This window comes from Burkholderia sp. MBR-1, assembly GCF_013822785.1.
Lineage (GTDB): Bacteria > Pseudomonadota > Gammaproteobacteria > Burkholderiales > Burkholderiaceae > Burkholderia > Burkholderia vietnamiensis.
Genome location: NZ_CP053611.1, coordinates 345,882 through 363,327, shown reverse-complemented (window position 1 = coordinate 363,327; position 17,446 = coordinate 345,882). Strand labels below are relative to the sequence as shown.

The window sequence follows — 17,446 nt, the reverse complement described above, 5'->3', positions numbered from 1 at the left end:
GTGACGAAGAATATTGTCTTTTGTGTCCTTATGCTTGTTTCCGGTGCCGCCTTTTCGAAGGTGGCTTGCAATGGCCAAACCAACGCAGAATTGACCAATTGCGCGCAAACAAATTACGATGCTGCAGATAGAATTTTAAATAAAAGCTACAATGATTTTCTGGCGAAAATCGCCGCATCGGATAAGCAAAATCTCATTGCAACTCAGAGGGCATGGGTTGTATATAAGGAGAAATATTGCGGCGCGGCTTTTGATGCTACCGCTCCGGGGGCGGAGGCGGCTATTGACAAATGGACTTGTTTGACGGCAGTGACCGAGGCGCGAACGGATGAAATTCGTTATTTGGGGTCGGCGGTCGGAATGGATGTATTTAGGCGATCGCTGGCTGTAATGGCGAATTTGTATGAAAATGGAGATACTGGTAAGGTAGTAACGAAACTGATAAAAAATACCTCCGATGGAAACAATCCGAATTGGGTTAAATATGTAACCCTGAACTGCAAGATGACGGCCGCGAAGCTACACGAGGAGCGTGACGTCTGCACAGCCAGGCTGAATTTCTTTAAAAATTGGTGATCCTGAGTGATCAATCTTATTCGGATAGGCGACGCCACTGACCACGGCGGAAAGGTCGAAACCGGATCGACGAAGATGCGCTTCGATGGTCGCTTTGTCGCCCGTAAGGGAGACCTTGTCTCATGCCCGCAGCATCCGAGCATCTCACCGAATGTCATCGAAGAAGGCGACGCTTCCTTGACGGATGACAGTATCCCGATTGCCCGGCACGGACATCGGGCGACATGCGGTTGTCACCTCATCTCTAGCCTTATCTGAAAGAGCCGGGTAGTTAGGGCGATCTCGTGCGCGACGAACGCGCACGAGATCGCCATCTTGCGACTGCCGCGCGGCCAGCTCGGGTCAGGTGGCCGGACGTCGCGACCCTGGCACGATCTCACCTACGACGGGGACCGCGGCGCACGCCGGGCCGGCAGTACCGATCGCTTGGCGTGGTCAGCTCGACAGCTCGTGCTGCCCTCCGAGATCAGGAGGGGGGCTTGACTCAGATTCCGTCACCAACTCGCGATGTAGCCTGATGGCCGCCACCGGCGAGTCGACGACGGCATGGAGAGACGTTCCATCCCACAGCTCGACGGTCCACTTATCGCGCACGCGGCAGACACCGATCGTCCAGCCGCTGCGATGCGAATAGCCGTAGTCGCTGACCACAGTCCATCCGAGTGCGACCATGGTGTCGCGTTGCTCGAGCATCGGCGCGGCGATCATGCTCGACTCCCCGGTGTGTGGACCAGGTGCGCGCGCATGCTGGCGAACTCGTACAACGGCTGCGCGAAGGCACCGCGATCGCGAACGTCGACTACTCGAATCAGATTGTCCATTCCGTTCTCCGCACCGTCCGGCGGCCATTGCGACCGTAACACTGTATATATATCAGGGGTGTGGGCGGTACGCAAGATCCGGCCGGACGTCGCACCCGTGGCATCAACCGAGCGCGGATCCGATGCCTCCGGGCCGCGTTGGAGGCCGATCGTAGGATCGGCCGTCGCGCATCCGCTCAAGCCGCTCGAGCGCCTCGGCGAACACCGCCAGCGGCACCGCGCGCAACTGATCGTCATGCCACGCGAGCAGCGCCGCGACGAGCTCGTCCGTTTGCGGACCCAGGGTCCATTCTTCGCTCGCGATGCCCCGGTCGAGCGCCACGTTGATGCCGCGTTCGGTGGCGACCAGGACCTCGGCGCGCAGCTCGTGTTTGGAGGCTTCGTCAACGAAACCCGCAAGCACGACCAGCTGCAGCAGAACTGCCGGTCCATGCGCCGAGCCGCGGCGCATGCGCAGCGCCTGGAACGCCGCGTGATACTGCAAGGCAAGCGCTTCCGCCTTCTGTCGGGGCATAGGCAGCAACAAGGTTCGCGTGATCTTCGCGCGAGACGAAGGTTGTGGATGCAGTGGTGAGCGTCCGCGTCGATTGGACATCGTGATCTCTCGTCAAGCCTCTCAATGGACGTGGAATGTTGTCTTGACGGCACGGAATACGCGAAGAAGGTGTGGCGGATACATGCCGATCGAGGCTTGCACGGGTGGTTCAACAAAATCGGCGAGGGGGCAAGGGAGCGAACAGAGCCGTGTTACGTGCGGGACCACAACGTCTCCCGAACGTGACCTCGACGCTATCGCGCTTCGGCGCCAGCGCGAGTCGCGAGGGCGCCGGCGACGTGTCGCGCACGGCAGCCGCGGAGGCCTGAATTTACGCAGCGAGCTGGTGCTCGTAGTGCGGCCGCTCGCGATCGAGAAGGATCTCGCGCAGCTGCGCGCGCCGGCTTGGGTCCGGTGCGAGCCAGGCGTCGACGTTCGAGGATTTAATGGGGACGATACATCTGTACGAATACTTCTTTTTGTTAGTAAGAAATGGGTTGACAGACATAGCAGTCTGTACTGCTATTCAATCTCCTTGAGGCGAGTAGCGGGATGGGGGCCGGGGGAAGGGATGCAGCCTGTGGATAACTCGGAACTAGAGCGGCTTCGTGGCCTCGCAGTACTCGATGTGCTTCACCTAATGGCCGAATACACGAAGCTCGACCGGGACTTCGCTCCCGTGCGCTCCTTCAACACCCGACGCGTTTACGTGACTGCGGCCGGCGCCGACTGGGAGTTAATGGTCGACGGCGCTCGCTTCTTTAACACGCGCGAACGCAAGGGTGGCGGAGGTGCCGTCGACCTCGTGATGCACCTATGGCGCGTGCCGTTCAAGCAAGCGGTGAAGATGTTGCGGGAGGCCGGCGCGTGAGGTTCGTACGCGCCACCGAGGAGTTCGTCTTCGCCGGACGACCGCGGTCAGGATTTCCGTTGCTCCTTGATGAGTCGATGGAACCGGCCCAGCCGTTCCACGACTACCTGCTGTATCGGTTGCTTGAGCGTGGCAAGGCACTGGATCCGAAGACCTGGGAGGCGTACGGGCGCCGGCTATGGGATTTCGCGCGATTTCTTCAAGCGAACGATTGGAGCTGGAACGATCCGTTTATTTCGGTCGGGCAGAGCGTCGTGCGTGTCTACCGCGACTGGCAGGCTCAGGATCTCAAACTGGACCCGGCAACCATCAACGACCGGTTGAGGTTGGTTGCGGCGATGTACGAGTGGGCACATGAGCGCGGGCGGATCGACCGCTTGCCCTTTAACTATTCCGAAATCGCCATGAACGACATTGAGCATGATCTGGCCCATGTCACAGGTGGCCGTAAGACGCTGAGCTGCCCAGATGTGCTGCTCAACGAGTGGGACAAGGAACCTGCGTTCCTGACCGTTGAGCAACTGAAGATCGCACGGCAATCGATACGCTCTGCATCGCAGCGGCTGCTGTTCAACCTGATGGCGAGGGTTGGTCTGCGCTCAGTCGAGGCGCGCACCTTCCCTTTGTCGTACGTGTTTGATCCCAGTGCCCAAAAGGCTCTCAAGCCAGGCACCTTGATCGACGTGCGACTCGACCCGCGGGACATGGAGATCAAGTTGAACAAGGCCCGTGTCGTGCACGTGCCATACAGCCTGATGGAGGACATGTACGCATACGCGACATACGAGCGCAACGGTCTCATAGGCGCGGCGGAGCGCAAGGAACTGGTCCTGACGATCCACGGACAGCGCTACAGCAAGGAATCCGCGGTGAAGGTCTGCATGGATCTCAGTCACCGGCTCGGTTTCCGGGTGCGCCCGCTAATGCTGCGCCACAGCTACGCAATCCATACCCTGCTGCTGCTGCGCAGCCGTCCCGAAATCAAGCTGGAGCCGCTCATGTACGTCCGCGACCGCCTCGGCCACGCGAGCGTCCAAACCACAATGGTGTATCTGCAGCAGATCGAGCGGTTGCTGGGCGCCGAGGCGCTGGCGATGATGGACGAGTTTGACCGGCTCTACGGGGTGAGCAACGCCTTGGCCTCGACGCCGCAGGCGTCCACAGTCGATCCTCGACACTGAGCCGCGCCATGGTCAGAATGAAGAACTACAACGTCAGCGAGAATCGCGCCGCGCCGGTCGATGCCACATCGGCGTCGATCGAGCGGCCGAGGCCCAGTGCTGACGACGCCTGGATCGACATGGTGGCGCTGTTGGGGCCACAAGCACGCTTCCCTCAGAGAATCAAAACGCTCGACCTTCGTGACTGGCTGGGTCGTGGCATCGACGACTGGGTATGCTCATCCGGCTTCTGCCTCAAGGCGATGCTGCTCTCTGGGGCGCGCGCGACCGCGTCCGTCACCACGTACTTCGGGCAATTGCCTTACCTGTTCGAGTACCTCACATGTAGCTCGCAAACGGCAGTGTCCCCGAGGCCGAAGCTCCCGTCGGACTTGTCTCCGCAGCACGTCCAGCACTTCATCGGCTGGCTGCAGAAGCGGGCGCAGGCTGCAGATTGGAGACCGAGTTCGACGCGCAATACCTACCGGGCCGTCAAGACCGTACTCACCGAAATGTTCGCACAGGGCTTCATCGAGGGCGAGCCTTCGCGCTTCTTCCGGCACGGTGCGTTACCGTGGAGCTCCGAAGACAGTCTACAGACTAGTCTGAGTGACGCGGAGCAAGAGCGCCTAGCCAAGGCTATCAAGTCCGATCTCATTGACGTTCACCACGGCCGCCTACCGCTGAAGCAAGGTGCCGTGCAGGGCCTCAGGCTATTGCTGGTGGCGCATCGCCAGGGGCTCAACCCGACACCCCTGCTCGAGATGTGCCGTGACGCGTTGGAGCCGGGATTCCTACCTGGCACGATCCGCATGCGCACTGCCAAGCATCGCAGCAAGAAGATCCGTTCCAGTATCGGCCGCGCTGCTCTTGAACGGCAAACGCCAACTAAACCGAGCGGGCAGGCCGCCGAGCAAGATCTTTGTTTCGACCTCTCCGAAGGTGCAGTGTTGCAACAAGCCATCGCCAGCACCCGCGAACTGGTGTGTGAGGCACGACCTGCTCTGAAGCAGCGAATCTGGTTGTATCGCGCCGAAGCAAGTGCAGGGTCGACAAAGAGGGGCAACATCACCTGCCTCGACAGCAAGTCCCTCAATCGGGCCATTCAAGCCGTCATTCAGCGCCACAACCTGCTGGGAGACGACGGGCTGCCGTTGCGCCTCAATCTTAGTCGCCTACGCAAAAGTCGCTTCGATCGCGCACTGCGTACCGCCGACGGCGACATAGCGATCACCGCCAATCTGATGGGTAATACGCCGAGGGTGGCCGGGGCGAACTACCCGTCTATGAATGCGGCGCGCAAGGCCGAAGCGGCGAACTTCATGAGCGGCGACTACACTGCTTCGATGCGGACCGAAGGTCTGGCTCCGACGGTGCCTGAGATCCAGCCAGTGCAAGTGCGACCCTTCAAGCTCGGCGAAGACGGCGCAAGCGCCATGCCGACTCCGACGCCAGTCTCCGCGTGCTCGGACTCGATCAACGGCGAGCATGCGCCGAATGACGGGCACAGTCACTGCGACCGCTACGTCATGTGCTTGTTCTGCTCGAGCTTCGCCATCGTCGGCACCGTGGACGAACTCTGGCGCCTGTTCAGCTTCCAGGTGTTCGCGCAGGCCGAGCTTGACCACCTTGACGAAGCCCTGGGTCCGGAGCGCACGGCCGACCGCCTGCTTGAGGATCTGCGCGACCGATACCGGGTGGCCATTCCCTACATCGACGATTTCACTCACCGCCAGTTCGGGCGCAGCCGGGTCGCCCAGGCCCGCGCCCGGACTGCCTCAGGCTTGCATCCCTACTGGCAGCATCAGATGACCATGAGCCGCCGCGCACGCAGCCGCGCTTTAGCGCCGGAACCGCGCTGTAATGGATCGCAAGGCGATACTGTGGCACTACAGGCGCGCAGAACGAGCCGGTCATGAGTGCCACTTCTACCTCGGTCGTTGATGCGCCCCGGGAGCGCTCTGGGGCCCTCGTTGAGCCGGTCAGCTCCACGCCCGCGCCACGTGCCCTGCGGGCCTTCGAGTTGCTGGCGGCTCAGCCGATCAGCTTGGTCGGCATCCCGCCGGCTGATCGTGACGCCATCGTGGTGACTGCCGTGGCCGATGTCGCCGGCCACGAGCACCCAGTGAGCCGCTTCGGCGACCGCGTCTGGGACCTTGCGTCGGAGGTCGAGGCGAAGAACCGCAAGGGTTCAGCCCTGAAGATCGTCTGGCCGGACGACGTCCCGAAAGCGCTGGTCGACGATGCCAAGGCGGCACTCTACTGCGCTCGGCGACGCGGCCCTCGTGGTCGGCAGTGGTCGGGTAGCTCTATTACGGCGATTGGTCGCCGCGCCGTCCAAATGCTGAGGCACCTCGCCCAATTAGGGCTGGGCGACTTCAGACAGGTACGAGCGCTGCACCTGTCTGATCACATTGCGGATCTGCGGCGCACGCTCAAGCCAAACTCTGTGCATGCACGACTGGAAATTATCAACCTCATCTGGTCGTTCCACATGGAAGTTCTGCATCCATTGCCCGAGCACCCGTGGGGGGGACTGGCGCTCTGGGATGCATGCGGCGGCAACGAGGGCGACCGAGGGCCATCGGGCCGCACTGGCATGACCCCCGTGATTCCGCGCGCGGTGCAGCGCGTGCTGTTTGGCCACTGCGAGGCGATCCTCGCTCAGGCGGACGACCTGTTCCGAGCTCGAGACGCGGGTGAGATCGGAGCCCCCAAGCGCCCCGCGATCGCCGCGATCCGCAATGCGGTCCTGTACCTGCTGCAGATCTCGTCGGGAATGCGCAACTCCGAGAGCACCGGCGTCACGAGTGGGTGTTGGCGTACCGAACAGCGCAATGGCGTGACCTATCATTGGGTGCGCACGCGCGAAATCAAGACGACTGGCGGAACCGAGGTCGACTTCCTGGTGCCGCCGGAGGCCATTCGCGCGCTTGAGATTCTGCAGCGTTACGCCCAACCGCTGCAGGCGCGGTTGGCCGACGAGGCACGATGGCTCGAAGACCTGCTGGCACAGGGCGCTGATCTCTCCGGTCACCTGGGCAACGGCATGAAGATAGTTGAGGCTGTGCACCGCCTGAACCATGTGCGCGGGATTGGCCACCATCTGGTTCTGGGTCTGAACGTGAAAGCCTCTGACCACTTGGGAACCGGGTCGCGGGTCGAGGTGCTGAGCTCTGCCTCCTGCGCCTACCAACTGAAGCAACTGGCGCTGGCTGCCGGGACGGAGTGGGACCTGGCCAACCATCAGTGCCGTCGCACCTTCGCCTACAACGTCGCGAACTCGCGTCTGGGGCGAATGGGCCTCGTCTTCCTGAAGTGGCAACTCAAACATGCGTCGATGTCGTGGACGCAGCTTTACGCCGCCAGCCCCTACCAGGATCACGCGCTATATCGTGAGTTCGAGGAGGAGATGTTCGAGGCGCGGCTGGGGCTGCTGGAAGGTTGGGCGCATCCCGATGCACTGCTTAGCGGGGGCGCCGGCAAGAAGATCTTGCAGACGCGGACGCGTGCCGCACGAGATATCAAGCAGCTCCTGAGACAAACGGCCGAGTCGGTCGAACTGCGCAGCACCGGACACGCGTGGTGCATCAGTGGCACGCACGGCTGTCACGGCCAAGGGGTGTACGACCCATCAATGTGCGGAGGTTGTTCGCAGGCCGTCATCGACCAGGGGCAAGCATCTGCGTGGCAGATGATCCACCTGGACAACCTGCGGCTAGCGGCGATCACCGATTGCGGCCCCGAAGTGGCGGATAAGGCGCGGCGTGCGATCGAGCGCTCGACGCAGGTGCTCCAGGATCTAGGCTGCGCGCTGCCGACCGATGACCAGGGCCAGGCGTACATGGCCGCGCAGGAGGGCGCATGAGCACCCGCGCAGGCACCACGCCCGCCGAGGCCCAGACCGGGGCGGCGCCCCGCCGCCGGAGCAGAGCAAAGACGCGCGAGGAGTTGCAACTGGCGATGCTGCGGGTCAAGAAAAAGGGACTGAGGCTGAGCATCTCCGCAGTCGCCACCGAGGCCGGCGTGAGCGCCGGCCTCGTCCACAACACGTACCCCGACATCGCCGAAGAGATCCGCGCTCAAGTCGGACGGGGTACTCGGCAGCAGCGCGACGCCAAGGTGGCGGAGGTCAAGGCGGTAAGAGAACGGCTGAAGGCCATGCGCACGGAGCGAGACGCTGCACTTGCCGACGTCGCGAGGCTGGCCTCCATCAATGAAACACTGCGTCAGGAGATCGCAATGCTGCGGGCTGCGGCTTCCGGGAAGATGGCCGTTTTGCCCCCTCTGAAGCACGCTTAAGCCTGTTTCGCGCACTCAAGTTGCGCATGCGCCCCACATGACGGCGCGGCTCGAATAGATCGTCCTTGACCTGCATACTTCCTCGCGCCATCCACGCGGCAGAGCGCGGCACGAGCCCGATGAGGCGGTTTGGACTAATGGTACGTCGCTCATGTCGCGTTGGTTCCCGGGCGCTCCTGTCCAAGCCTACAGAACTCGCAACATCGAAACCGCCGACCCCGGGCATACGCCCTGAAATTGGCTCGACACCAACACCAAGGGCGGTACGTCGCCGCGCGCAACGCGCACAAAGCCCTGACGGCTGAAATAGTGCTCTGCGGTCGTGGTGAGAAGCACCAGCGACCGGACTTGGAGCGAGCGACACGCGGCGACTAGCTGGGAAACGATATGTAGCCCCAACCCTGAATCACGGGCATGTTCCGCCACCGCAATGGAGCGCAAAAGGGCAGCGTCGCCGTAATGCTCGATGCCGCCGCACCCGCAGATCGTCGAACCTTCCATCGCGACCACAAAATCCTGCAAATGGTCGGCTACACCGACGATGGGCAGACCGCATTGATGCAGCAACGTTTTAATCGACGATAGGTCGTCGACAGTGGCGGGACGGATCTCCATTTGCGCTCCTTGGACTGAGTTCTAGATACTCCGCTCATTCACGCGCTTCGACAGTTCCTCGGCGCTTTCCTTTCGCTCGCTGTACCGATCGACGAGATACGGGCCGATGTCCCGGGTCAGCAGCGTGAACTTGACTAGCTCTTCCATGACGTCGACAACACGATCGTAATAGGCCGATGGTTTCATCCGGCCGGCTTCGTCGAATTCCGCGAACGCCTTCGCCACCGACGACTGGTTCGGGATGGTCAGCATGCGCATCCAGCGGCCGAGCACGCGCATCTGGTTCACGGCATTGAACGACTGCGAACCGCCGCTGACCTGCATCACTGCCAGCGTCTTACCCTGCGTCGGCCGGACTGCACCGACCGACAACGGAATCCAGTCGATCTGCGACTTCATGATCCCGGTCATCGCGCCGTGTCGTTCCGGCGAGCACCACACCATGCCTTCCGACCACATCACCAGCTCGCGCAGCTCGACCACCTTCGGGTGACTCTCGGGAGCATCATCGGGCAGCGGCAGGCCGCTGGGGTTGAACACACGAACTTCGGCCCCCATCGCCGTGAGCAGACGCTCAGCTTCCTCGACCAGCAGACGGCTGAACGAACGCTCACGCAGCGAGCCGTACAAGAGCAGGAGCCGAGGCGGATGGGTCGATGGCGTCGCCGGCCGCAGTTGAGCGGCGTCCGGCACGCGGAACAGCGTGGCGTCGAGCTGCGGCAGGTCGTTCAGTTGCTCAGACACGCTTGCCCTCCGCATCGATCACGACTTCGCCATCTTCCTTGCTGAACGGCCCGGTCTGCGGGTTCGGCAGAATATCCAGCACGGCCTCCGACGGCCGGCACAGCTTCGTGCCGATCAGCGTAACCACGATCGGCCGGTTCATCAGGATTGGATGCTGCCCGATGAAATCGAGCAGTTGCTCATCAGTCCACTTCGGATCGCCCAAACCGAGTTCCGCATATGGCGTGCCTTTTTCCCGCAGCACTTCGCGCACGGTCAGGCCGGCATCGGCCAGCAGCTTGACCAGCGTTTCCCGCGACGGCGGCGTCTTGAGATACTCGATGACAACCGGTTCCTCGCCGCTGTTGCGGATCAGGGCCAGCACGTTGCGCGACGTGCCGCAGTCCGGGTTGTGATAGATCGTGATGTTGCTCATGTCGAGATTCCTTGCTTCGATAATGGGACCGCGCGATGGCGCAGATGCAGGACCGCGTAGCGGAACAGGACCGCACCCGTCGCGCCGATGCCGGCCAGGGCCAATAGCGTGCCAGGATAGCCATTCCCGGCGACATACAGGAGCGACGCAACGAACGGACCGGCGGCGATGGCAATCTGCACGGGCGTCGCCATCGCCCCGCTGATCGCACCGTAGGCGGCTCGCCCGTACAGTTCCGCAGGCAATGCACCGCGGACAATCGTCATGACGCCGTTGCCGATGCCATACAGCGCCGCAAAAATGACGTACACGGGCAACCACTGCCCGGACGCAAAGAGCAGGATCAGTGAAAGCGGTAGCAGCGCGATCGCGGCCATGCCGACCTGGCGCGTGCTCGCGCGCTTGCCGATCGTCGTTTCCAGCACGCGGCCGAGCACCTGCATCGGCCCGACCAGCGCACCGACCCATGCCGCGTTCGCGGCGGAAATGCCGTGCGCCTGCAGGACCGGGATCATGTGCAGCGACATCGCAGCGAACACCAGCGCATTGAGCGTGACCGCTGCGGTCAGCAGATAGAACGCCGGATCGCGCAGGACAGCGGCGAGGTTGGCGCCGGATTGTTCCGTTAGAGCCGGCGTCGCTGCATGCGGTGCGCGTGAACGCCTTGGCAGCGCGATATGGACGGGCACGCAGATCGCCAGATTCGCGACGGCATAGAGCACCCATGTGTCGCGCCATCCGACGTGCTGCAACAGCGTTTGCGTCAGCGGCCAGAACACCGTGCTGGCGAAGCCGCCGAATAGAGTCAGGTACGTGATTGCCCGGCGATAGTCGTTGCCGAATATCTGCGTGATGACGACGAACGCAGGCTGGTACAGGGTTGCGCTCATCGCGATACCGATGCCGGCCCACACGAGATACAGCCCGACCACGTTATTCACCCGTGACAAGCAGACAAGCATCAGCGCCGCCAGCAACGACCCGCTCGCCATCAGGGCACGCCCGCCGACGCGGTCGATGATGCTGCCGGCGGACGTGGACAACAGCCCCGAGATCAGCAGCGCCACCGAATAGGCGCCGACGACGGCCGGCTTCGACAGACCGAGTTCGTCCTGCATCGGCTGCATCAGGACGCCGTACGCGTAAAACATCGAACCCCAGCCGACGATCTGCGTCAGCCCGAGCGACGGCGTCAGCCAGACGCGCGGGCGGGGTGCATGCGTGGACATGTCAGGTCCGGCACTCGTACCAGCCCTTCGACTGATTGACGATGCGCACCACCAGCAACATGACCGGCACTTCGATCAGCACGCCGACGACGGTCGCCAATGCTGCGCCGGAATGGAAGCCGAACAGGCTGATCGCGGCCGCGACGGCTAGCTCGAAGAAGTTGGATGCGCCGATCAGCGCCGACGGGCATGCGATGTTGTGCTTCTCGCCCACGGCGCGGTTGAGCCAGTATGCGAGCGCCGAGTTGAAGAACACCTGAATCAGGATCGGCACCGCGAGCAGCGCGATCACCAGCGGCTGCTTCAGGATCGCTTCGCCCTGGAACGCGAACAGCAGCACGAGCGTGGCCAGCAGCGCGGCGATCGACCACGGGCCGATCTTCGCCATCGCGGCATCGAATGCAGCTTGACCATTCGCGAGCAGCCGCTTACGCAGGATCTGCGCAATGATCACCGGGATGACGATGTAGAGCACGACAGACGTGAGCAGCGTCGCCCACGGCACCGTGATTGCCGACATCCCCAACAGCAGGCCGACCAGCGGCGCGAACGCGATCACCATGATGCTGTCGTTGAGTGCCACCTGCGACAACGTGAACAGCGGATCGCCGCCCGTCAGCCGGCTCCACACGAACACCATCGCCGTGCACGGTGCAGCGGCCAGCAGGATCAGGCCGGCGATGTAGCTGTCGAGCTGGTCCGCCGGCAGCATCGGTGCGAATAGATGGCGGATGAACAGCCAGCCGAGGAACGCCATCGAGAACGGCTTGACGAGCCAGTTAACCACGAGCGTGACGCCGATGCCTTTCACGTGCTGACGCACTTCGTGCAGCGCGCCGAAGTCGACCTTGACCAGCATCGGGATGATCATCACCCAGATCAGCAGCCCGACCGGGAGATTGACCTGCGCGTACTCCATCCGGCCGATCTGCTGGAACAGGCCGGGCAGCACCTGGCCGAGCGCGATGCCGGCGACGATACACAGCGCCACCCAGACCGTCAGATAGCGTTCGAAGAAGTTGATGGAAGGCTTTGCGACAGCCTTGCCCGGCGGGGCGACGTTGGACGTGTTCATTGGACAGGGTTCGGTCTTGAAGTCGTTGGCGGCCGCGCGTTTCGGCAAGCCGCCATCCGAATGGTCAGTTTTGCGAGATCTCGGTCAGCGCAGTCTGGAGTTCGGCGTTGCTCATCCGATCGAGCGGCAGCGCCAGCAACTGCAGCATGCGATAGCCGATTGCCTGGCGCGTCAGTTCGAAGGCGAGGCGCTTGCCTTCGTCACCGCCCAACGCGTTCGACGGATCGGCATAGCCCCAATGCATTTGGACAGGGCTGCCGGGCCAGTACGGGCACGTCTCGGCGGCCGCGCTGTCGCACACCGTGATGACGACGCGCATTTCGGGCGCGCCATCACCGGTGAACTCGTCCCAGCTCTTGCTGCGGTAGCCGCTCACGTCGACGCCAGCGTTCGTCAGCGCTTCCAGCGCGAACGGATTGAGCCTGCCGCTCGGCGCACTGCCGGCGCTGTACGCGCGGACATCCTTGCCGAGCTTCGCGGCCCAATGATTGAGCATCCCTTCGGACAGCACGCTGCGCGCCGAATTGTGGGTGCAGAGGATCAGTACGTTCGTGGTCATGGGTTAACGATCCAAAGTTACTTTTGCCCGATCTCGGTCACGGACTTCTGCAGCGCGACGTTGTCGAGTTTGGTGATCGGCAATGACAGAAGCAGGTCAATCCGACGCTTCAACGTCAGCGCGGCGTCGTGCATGGCCTGCTGCTTCCGTTCGTCGGAGCCCTCGGCTTCTGCCGGATCGGGCACACCCCAGTGCGCGGTGATCGGTTGACCGGGCCAGATCGGGCAGACTTCGCCGGCGGCCTTGTCGCACACGGTGAAGACAAAATCGAGTGGGGGCGCTTCAGGCGTCGCGAACTCGTCCCAGCTCTTGCTTCGATACCCTTCGGTCGGCAAGTGCCAACGTGCCAGTTCGCGCAATGCAAACGGGTTCACCTCACCTTTCGGATGGCTGCCGGCGGAATAGGCTACGAAACGCCCGTCGCCAAGCTGGTTCATCAGACCTTCGGACAGGATCGATCGGGCGGAATTGCCGGTGCAGATGAACAGCACGTTGTAGGGCTTGTCGCTCATGGTTAGACCTCAGCAGCAGGAAGATTTCACCGGCACGCCGATCGGCTTGCCGCGCGCGGGGGAACAGCAAGCAGAAGCGTCGGCATTCGACTCAGCCGCCGACGCGTGACGGGATTCACCGAAGGTTGGAACCTCGCCGAGCGTCTGGTATGTCTCCCAGGCGATGCCTTGCGGATCGACCGTCCAGTATTTGTCGGAGCGTGCGTAGCAGCACGCCGTGCCGATTTGCTCGTCGACGGGCAGGGCCGCATCGTTCAGACGCGCATGCATTTCGGCAAGCTCGGACTCGTTCTCGACCTGAACGCCGAGATGATCGAGCCCCGGCACGGCGCCGCGTTGCGAGATCGCAAAATTGACGCGTGGATCGTCGAGCATCCACTTGGCGTAATCGGCCTTTTCAACGGTGGGCTGGCTCGCGAACAGCGCCGAGTAAAACCGGATGCTGGCCGCCAGATCTTCAACGGAAAGGTGAATGTGCAGACGTTTCACGACGCTTTCTCCTTCACGGGTTTGCAACTGCCGGTGCCGATGGGCGAGCACGGATTGCCGCCGCAGCAGTTCTCCGTCAGGTACGCCATCAGATCATTCATCGACGTGTAGTTAGCCGAATAGATCATGTAGCGCCCCTGCTGCTCGACCGTGACGAGGTTGGCGTAGGTCAGTTCTTTCATGTGAAAAGACAATGACGAAGGGGCGATGCCCAACCGTTCGGCAATCTGACCGGCGGGCAACCCTCCGGGACCCGCTTCCACGAGCAGTCGAAAGACGGCAAGCCGGGATTCCTGAGCTAAGGCGCCAAGGGCGCGGACGACAGAGTTCGTTTCCATGTTTCAATCATAGTTGAAATATTGAAGATTGCACAGCCCCTCCATACCCCGATCACATCCCCAACAAAAAGCGGCGCGACAGCGGTTGAGCCGCCATCGCGCCGCGTTACATCGGGAATCAACTCAAGCGCACTCAGGTTGCGTCGATACGTCGGCTCTTGAAGCTCACTGTGTCCTTGAAATCCTGAACGGACCCCACTCGGCGCAGGTTCGCCCACGTGCCCTTGTAGTAGGGGACGACGTTCCGGTCCGTCCACGGGGTCGTCACGTTGCCCATGATCCCGTTGAAATGCCCGAACTGCATGAACGTCTGGCCATGCTTGATCGCCGGCTCGAGGTAGGCCATCGCGTAGGTCGAACCGTAATCGTTATAGACCTCGACGACGTCACCCGACGTGATGCCGAGCGAGCGCGCGTCGTCCGGGTTGAGCTCGAGGAAGGCCATCGGTACACGTTCGCGCACGAACTCGTTGTACTGGTCGTGATAAAGGGTCTGCCAGACTTCGTTGACGCGGCCGTTGTTGATCCAGAATTTGTACTTCGCCTTCTGATCCGCCACCGTCTTGGGCAGCCCCGTCCATTTCGCCGGCTTGAACTGGGCCTTGCCGTCGGCCGTGTCGAACTTGCCGTCCATGTAGAGCATCTCGGTCCCGACCAGCTTGCCGCCTTCATATGACTTGGCGGGCAACTGGACGCCGTTGTTGCCCATCGCATGAAGCCGCGCGTATGTCACGAGGTTGCCGGTCTTGCCACCCTGGCTGTCGATTGGCCCGACGCCGGCTTGCCCGGCCTGCCGGAAGCCGTCATTGAATGCGTCTTCTTCGGTTTTCCAGTCGAAGCCGGCAAACCGGGCGGCCATGTCTTGCTTGCCCTCAGCCACGTACATGCGCTTGAGGGTGTTTGCGATTGCCGCCGCAATCAAGCAGTCGGGCATCGCGGTGCCGGGCGGGTCCATGAAGCGTTCCGAGAGACGCATGCGTCGCTCGCCGTTCATCGACGTCAGGTTCATTTCGCCTGGGTGCGCCGCTGGCAACATCAGATGCGCAGCTTCCGCAAGCTTGGTCGGGTAGAGGTTGATGTTCGTGAAGAAAAGCCCGCCCTTGTTCTTCACGGCGTCATAGGCGATGTCGACGAGTTGCGCGGTCGACGCACCACGCTCGCGCGACATCGCTTCCCGAACAATGCCGGCGCGGTGCAAGATGACCGCACGATGTTCCTGCGCGTTCAGGGTCGTCTGGAATGGATTCGCGCCCCAAGAGGTGTACATCATGCCCTTGCCGTGGATGATCTCCTGATCGACGTAGATCTTCGTGTTACCCGGGTACGGCGGGCGCGTATAGCCTTCCTGGTGGCCGCCCATTCTCACGACACCGGTGCCGCGCCGACCTACGTTGTGCGTCGCCAGCACGACGTCGACCAACGCGGATTGGATGAGGTAGTTGTCGTTTCCCCAGATGATTCCCTTCTCATAGGCGTGCATGGTCCGTGGGCGATGCCCCGACGCCTTCGGCTTGTACGCCCATTCAGCTGCCTGCTTCAGGCGCTCAACCGGTACACCCGTGATGCGACTGGTTTCGTCCAAGGAAAGACGGTTGGTCTTCAACGCATCGCCGAATCCGTTGGTGTACTGCGTGATGAATTCCTTGTCGTGCCATCCCTGATCCACGACGTAGGTCAGCAAGCCGTCGAAGAGCGCAATGTCGGTGCCGGGCTCGATGTCCAGATGCAGGACGTTCTGCTTGCCGGCGACATGCTCGGCGATCGCGACCGTGGTGGTCCGGCGCGGATCGACGAAAATGATCTTGGTGGCCTCGACACTCTCGCCGGCGAAGCGCTGCTTGCGCTTGTCGACCGTTTGCCCCTGCAGGTTCGGCAACCAGTGCGCGAGGAAGTAATTGGTCTGCGTTTCGTATGAGTTGCAGCCGATCGCCATGATGACGTCCGCGAGTTCGGCATCTTCGTAGCTGTTGTTCAGTTCGCCGATGCCCATGTCTCGCGTGGCGTGGCATTCCGAGTTGTACGCCGGCCGGTTATGGATACGCACGAGCGGCGTCTTGAGCGCGGTGAACATCAGCTTGCCGGTGCCCCAGGTGTTCTCGAAGCCGCCGCCGGCGCCACCGTGGTCGAAGCAATCGAAAGCGAGCACCGACGGGCCGTCGCGATCGAGGATCTTCTTCGTAAGGCCGGCATACAGCGCGAGCGCGTCGTCCCAGCTCGTATCCATCCATTGATCGGCGAGGTAGATGCGAGGGCTCCGCAAGCGCTCCTTGGCGACACCGCCATCGGGGTTGTACATCACCTTCGCGAGCTGGCCGCCGCGCGTCGACGACAATCCGCGGTTGACGCTACACGTCTTGTCCGGCACGACCATGATGTTGCATCGGCGACCGTCCTTGTCGGTGATCGTGTTTTGCATCGCCGGCGTCATGACGATCGACAGCGGCGGCAACTGGGTGCGGAAATCCAGCCCTAATGCGTTCTGGTTCGGTGCTCGTCCGCCCTCGGTGTTTTCGGGCCATTTGAACACGTGGTACCCGCATCCGACGATACAGAAGTGGCAGGTCAGATTCGTGCGCTGGGCCTGAACGGGCGGCAGTGCGACCCGATCCTTGTTGGTAGCCATGATCGCCCCCTCTACAGCAGATTGGCTTGGCGGCCGTAGATCAATCCGTCCACTGCGATCGCGCGCACTGTGCCGTTGCTGGCGTTGTAGTCGAGCACGATCGAGGGAAGCTTTTCCGTTGCCTGTCCCGAAATCATCTGACCGGCTTTTTCAGCATCGAACTTGCTGAAGTGGCAAGGGCAATTGAATTCGCGTGTGGCGGCATCGTATGCGACCGGGCAGCCCATGTGCGTGCACAACACGCTGAACGCGACGATGTCTTTATCGGGGCCGACGCCGCCGGGGACGGGGGTCCCCATTTTGACTACTGCGCATGGTGACGACGAATCCGGAAAGGTAAACGCCAGGGGAACGTTTGGTCGCAATTGCCCGGCTCGGGCGATCACTTTGGGGGTATAGGGCAGCGTCGTTCGTCCGGCATCGGCATGAGGGGCCTGAGCGGCCTGTGCCGGTGGAGCTCCAGCCACGGTTACGCCAGCGGCCGCCCCGCCGGTGAGCTTGAGAAATTGCCTGCGATTAAGACTCATGGTCTCCTCCATTTCGAAATTTGACAGGCGGATTGCTTGATCGCGTGTACGAACT

General features: G+C 62.2%; 20 protein-coding genes and 1 pseudogene. 7 read left to right on the top strand and 14 right to left on the bottom strand.

The annotated features are described in order from the left end of the window. Complete coding sequence (locus MBR110_RS26300; RefSeq protein WP_181709716.1) at window positions 1–576, top strand: lysozyme inhibitor LprI family protein; 576 nt, start codon at window positions 1–3, stop codon at window positions 574–576. Window positions 577–582: 6 nt separating this feature from the next. After that, entirely contained in the window at window positions 583–834 is a 252-nt protein-coding gene (locus tag MBR110_RS26295; RefSeq protein WP_181709715.1) for a PAAR domain-containing protein, read from the top strand. 177 nt (window positions 835–1,011) lie between these two features. Here MBR110_RS26295 and MBR110_RS26290 read toward each other — a convergent pair whose 3' ends face one another. From MBR110_RS26290 to MBR110_RS32705, 3 genes and pseudogenes are all read right to left on the bottom strand, one after another. Beyond that, complete coding sequence (locus MBR110_RS26290; protein ID WP_181709714.1) at window positions 1,012–1,284, bottom strand: hypothetical protein; 273 nt, start codon at window positions 1,282–1,284, stop codon at window positions 1,012–1,014. A 216-nt stretch (window positions 1,285–1,500) separates the two neighbouring features. Next, the gene (locus tag MBR110_RS26285) at window positions 1,501–1,992 is read right to left on the bottom strand and encodes a hypothetical protein (RefSeq protein WP_181709713.1); all 492 of its coding nucleotides are present in this window, start codon (window positions 1,990–1,992) and stop codon (window positions 1,501–1,503) included. 271 nt (window positions 1,993–2,263) lie between these two features. Beyond that, window positions 2,264–2,395: pseudogene (locus tag MBR110_RS32705) on the bottom strand (SOS response-associated peptidase family protein); the annotation flags it as partial. A 177-nt stretch (window positions 2,396–2,572) separates the two neighbouring features. Here MBR110_RS32705 and MBR110_RS26280 point away from each other — a divergent pair. From MBR110_RS26280 to MBR110_RS26260, 5 genes are all read left to right on the top strand, one after another. After that, complete coding sequence (locus MBR110_RS26280) at window positions 2,573–2,803, top strand: hypothetical protein (protein ID WP_181709712.1); 231 nt, start codon at window positions 2,573–2,575, stop codon at window positions 2,801–2,803. A 77-nt stretch (window positions 2,804–2,880) separates the two neighbouring features. Next, window positions 2,881–3,984, top strand: a complete 1,104-nt coding sequence (locus MBR110_RS26275; protein ID WP_258570007.1) for a tyrosine-type recombinase/integrase — start codon at window positions 2,881–2,883, stop codon at window positions 3,982–3,984. Window positions 3,985–4,001: 17 nt separating this feature from the next. Next, complete coding sequence (locus MBR110_RS26270; RefSeq protein ID WP_258570006.1) at window positions 4,002–5,882, top strand: hypothetical protein; 1,881 nt, start codon at window positions 4,002–4,004, stop codon at window positions 5,880–5,882. Beyond that, window positions 5,879–7,831 carry an integrase gene (locus tag MBR110_RS26265; RefSeq protein WP_181709709.1) on the top strand — a complete coding sequence of 651 codons (1,953 nt, stop codon included), beginning with the start codon at window positions 5,879–5,881 and terminating at the stop codon, window positions 7,829–7,831. Before MBR110_RS26270 ends, MBR110_RS26265 begins: the two co-directional genes overlap by 4 nt. Then, the gene (locus MBR110_RS26260) at window positions 7,828–8,265 is read left to right on the top strand and encodes a TetR family transcriptional regulator (RefSeq protein ID WP_181709708.1); all 438 of its coding nucleotides are present in this window, start codon (window positions 7,828–7,830) and stop codon (window positions 8,263–8,265) included. The genes MBR110_RS26265 and MBR110_RS26260 overlap by 4 nt, the downstream gene beginning before the upstream one ends. Before the next feature lie 186 nt (window positions 8,266–8,451). On the opposite strand, the gene arsN2 is transcribed toward MBR110_RS26260, so the two are convergent. The 11 genes from arsN2 to MBR110_RS26205 all read right to left on the bottom strand — a co-directional run bounded on the left by arsN2 (window position 8,452) and on the right by MBR110_RS26205 (window position 17,391). Then, the gene (gene arsN2, locus MBR110_RS26255) at window positions 8,452–8,880 is read right to left on the bottom strand and encodes an arsenic resistance N-acetyltransferase ArsN2 (RefSeq protein WP_181709707.1); all 429 of its coding nucleotides are present in this window, start codon (window positions 8,878–8,880) and stop codon (window positions 8,452–8,454) included. A 21-nt stretch (window positions 8,881–8,901) separates the two neighbouring features. Then, window positions 8,902–9,639, bottom strand: coding sequence for an arsenical resistance protein ArsH (gene arsH, locus MBR110_RS26250; RefSeq protein ID WP_181709706.1), 738 nt, complete (start codon window positions 9,637–9,639; stop codon window positions 8,902–8,904). After that, window positions 9,617–10,039, bottom strand: a complete 423-nt coding sequence (arsC, locus tag MBR110_RS26245) for an arsenate reductase (glutaredoxin) (protein ID WP_181709705.1) — start codon at window positions 10,037–10,039, stop codon at window positions 9,617–9,619. The genes arsH and arsC overlap by 23 nt, the downstream gene beginning before the upstream one ends. Further along, a complete protein-coding gene (locus tag MBR110_RS26240) occupies window positions 10,036–11,268 on the bottom strand; it encodes an MFS transporter (RefSeq protein ID WP_181709704.1) in 1,233 nt (410 codons plus the stop codon). Before MBR110_RS26240 ends, arsC begins: the two co-directional genes overlap by 4 nt. A gap of 1 nt (window position 11,269) precedes the next feature. Further along, a complete protein-coding gene (arsB, locus tag MBR110_RS26235) occupies window positions 11,270–12,343 on the bottom strand; it encodes an ACR3 family arsenite efflux transporter (RefSeq protein WP_060349295.1) in 1,074 nt (357 codons plus the stop codon). Between the two features lie 64 nt (window positions 12,344–12,407). Next, window positions 12,408–12,902: an arsenate reductase ArsC gene (locus MBR110_RS26230; RefSeq protein ID WP_181709703.1), complete on the bottom strand. Its 495-nt coding sequence runs from the start codon at window positions 12,900–12,902 to the stop codon at window positions 12,408–12,410. A 17-nt stretch (window positions 12,903–12,919) separates the two neighbouring features. Next, the gene (locus tag MBR110_RS26225) at window positions 12,920–13,414 is read right to left on the bottom strand and encodes an arsenate reductase ArsC (protein ID WP_181709702.1); all 495 of its coding nucleotides are present in this window, start codon (window positions 13,412–13,414) and stop codon (window positions 12,920–12,922) included. Between the two features lie 9 nt (window positions 13,415–13,423). Next, the gene (locus tag MBR110_RS26220) at window positions 13,424–13,903 is read right to left on the bottom strand and encodes an ArsI/CadI family heavy metal resistance metalloenzyme (RefSeq protein WP_181709701.1); all 480 of its coding nucleotides are present in this window, start codon (window positions 13,901–13,903) and stop codon (window positions 13,424–13,426) included. Then, window positions 13,900–14,241: an ArsR/SmtB family transcription factor gene (locus MBR110_RS26215; RefSeq protein WP_060349291.1), complete on the bottom strand. Its 342-nt coding sequence runs from the start codon at window positions 14,239–14,241 to the stop codon at window positions 13,900–13,902. The genes MBR110_RS26220 and MBR110_RS26215 overlap by 4 nt, the downstream gene beginning before the upstream one ends. A gap of 133 nt (window positions 14,242–14,374) precedes the next feature. Further along, window positions 14,375–16,864, bottom strand: a complete 2,490-nt coding sequence (locus tag MBR110_RS26210) for an arsenate reductase (azurin) large subunit (RefSeq protein WP_181709700.1) — start codon at window positions 16,862–16,864, stop codon at window positions 14,375–14,377. Window positions 16,865–16,875: 11 nt separating this feature from the next. Continuing rightward, window positions 16,876–17,391, bottom strand: coding sequence for an arsenate reductase (azurin) small subunit (locus MBR110_RS26205; RefSeq protein ID WP_060096360.1), 516 nt, complete (start codon window positions 17,389–17,391; stop codon window positions 16,876–16,878). Window positions 17,392–17,446 lie beyond the last annotated feature (55 nt).

Excerpts from the sequence above, each read along its gene's own strand:
- arsN2 (WP_181709707.1), bottom strand. The coding sequence starts at position 8,880 with ATGGAGATCCGTCCCGCCACTGTCGACGACCTATCGTCGATTAAAACG.
- MBR110_RS26280 (WP_181709712.1), top strand. The coding sequence starts at position 2,573 with ATGGCCGAATACACGAAGCTCGACCGGGACTTCGCTCCCGTGCGCTCC.
- arsH (WP_181709706.1), bottom strand. The coding sequence starts at position 9,639 with ATGCGGAGGGCAAGCGTGTCTGAGCAACTGAACGACCTGCCGCAGCTC.
- MBR110_RS26275 (WP_258570007.1), top strand. The coding sequence starts at position 2,881 with ATGGAACCGGCCCAGCCGTTCCACGACTACCTGCTGTATCGGTTGCTT.
- MBR110_RS26270 (WP_258570006.1), top strand. The coding sequence starts at position 4,002 with ATGAAGAACTACAACGTCAGCGAGAATCGCGCCGCGCCGGTCGATGCC.
- MBR110_RS26225 (WP_181709702.1), bottom strand. The coding sequence starts at position 13,414 with ATGAGCGACAAGCCCTACAACGTGCTGTTCATCTGCACCGGCAATTCC.
- MBR110_RS26230 (WP_181709703.1), bottom strand. The coding sequence starts at position 12,902 with ATGACCACGAACGTACTGATCCTCTGCACCCACAATTCGGCGCGCAGC.
- MBR110_RS26240 (WP_181709704.1), bottom strand. The coding sequence starts at position 11,268 with ATGTCCACGCATGCACCCCGCCCGCGCGTCTGGCTGACGCCGTCGCTC.
- MBR110_RS26210 (WP_181709700.1), bottom strand. The coding sequence starts at position 16,864 with ATGGCTACCAACAAGGATCGGGTCGCACTGCCGCCCGTTCAGGCCCAG.
- MBR110_RS26290 (WP_181709714.1), bottom strand. The coding sequence starts at position 1,284 with ATGATCGCCGCGCCGATGCTCGAGCAACGCGACACCATGGTCGCACTC.
- MBR110_RS26205 (WP_060096360.1), bottom strand. The coding sequence starts at position 17,391 with ATGAGTCTTAATCGCAGGCAATTTCTCAAGCTCACCGGCGGGGCGGCC.
- MBR110_RS26260 (WP_181709708.1), top strand. The coding sequence starts at position 7,828 with ATGAGCACCCGCGCAGGCACCACGCCCGCCGAGGCCCAGACCGGGGCG.
- arsC (WP_181709705.1), bottom strand. The coding sequence starts at position 10,039 with ATGAGCAACATCACGATCTATCACAACCCGGACTGCGGCACGTCGCGC.
- arsB (WP_060349295.1), bottom strand. The coding sequence starts at position 12,343 with ATGAACACGTCCAACGTCGCCCCGCCGGGCAAGGCTGTCGCAAAGCCT.
- MBR110_RS26265 (WP_181709709.1), top strand. The coding sequence starts at position 5,879 with ATGAGTGCCACTTCTACCTCGGTCGTTGATGCGCCCCGGGAGCGCTCT.
- MBR110_RS26285 (WP_181709713.1), bottom strand. The coding sequence starts at position 1,992 with ATGTCCAATCGACGCGGACGCTCACCACTGCATCCACAACCTTCGTCT.
- MBR110_RS26215 (WP_060349291.1), bottom strand. The coding sequence starts at position 14,241 with ATGGAAACGAACTCTGTCGTCCGCGCCCTTGGCGCCTTAGCTCAGGAA.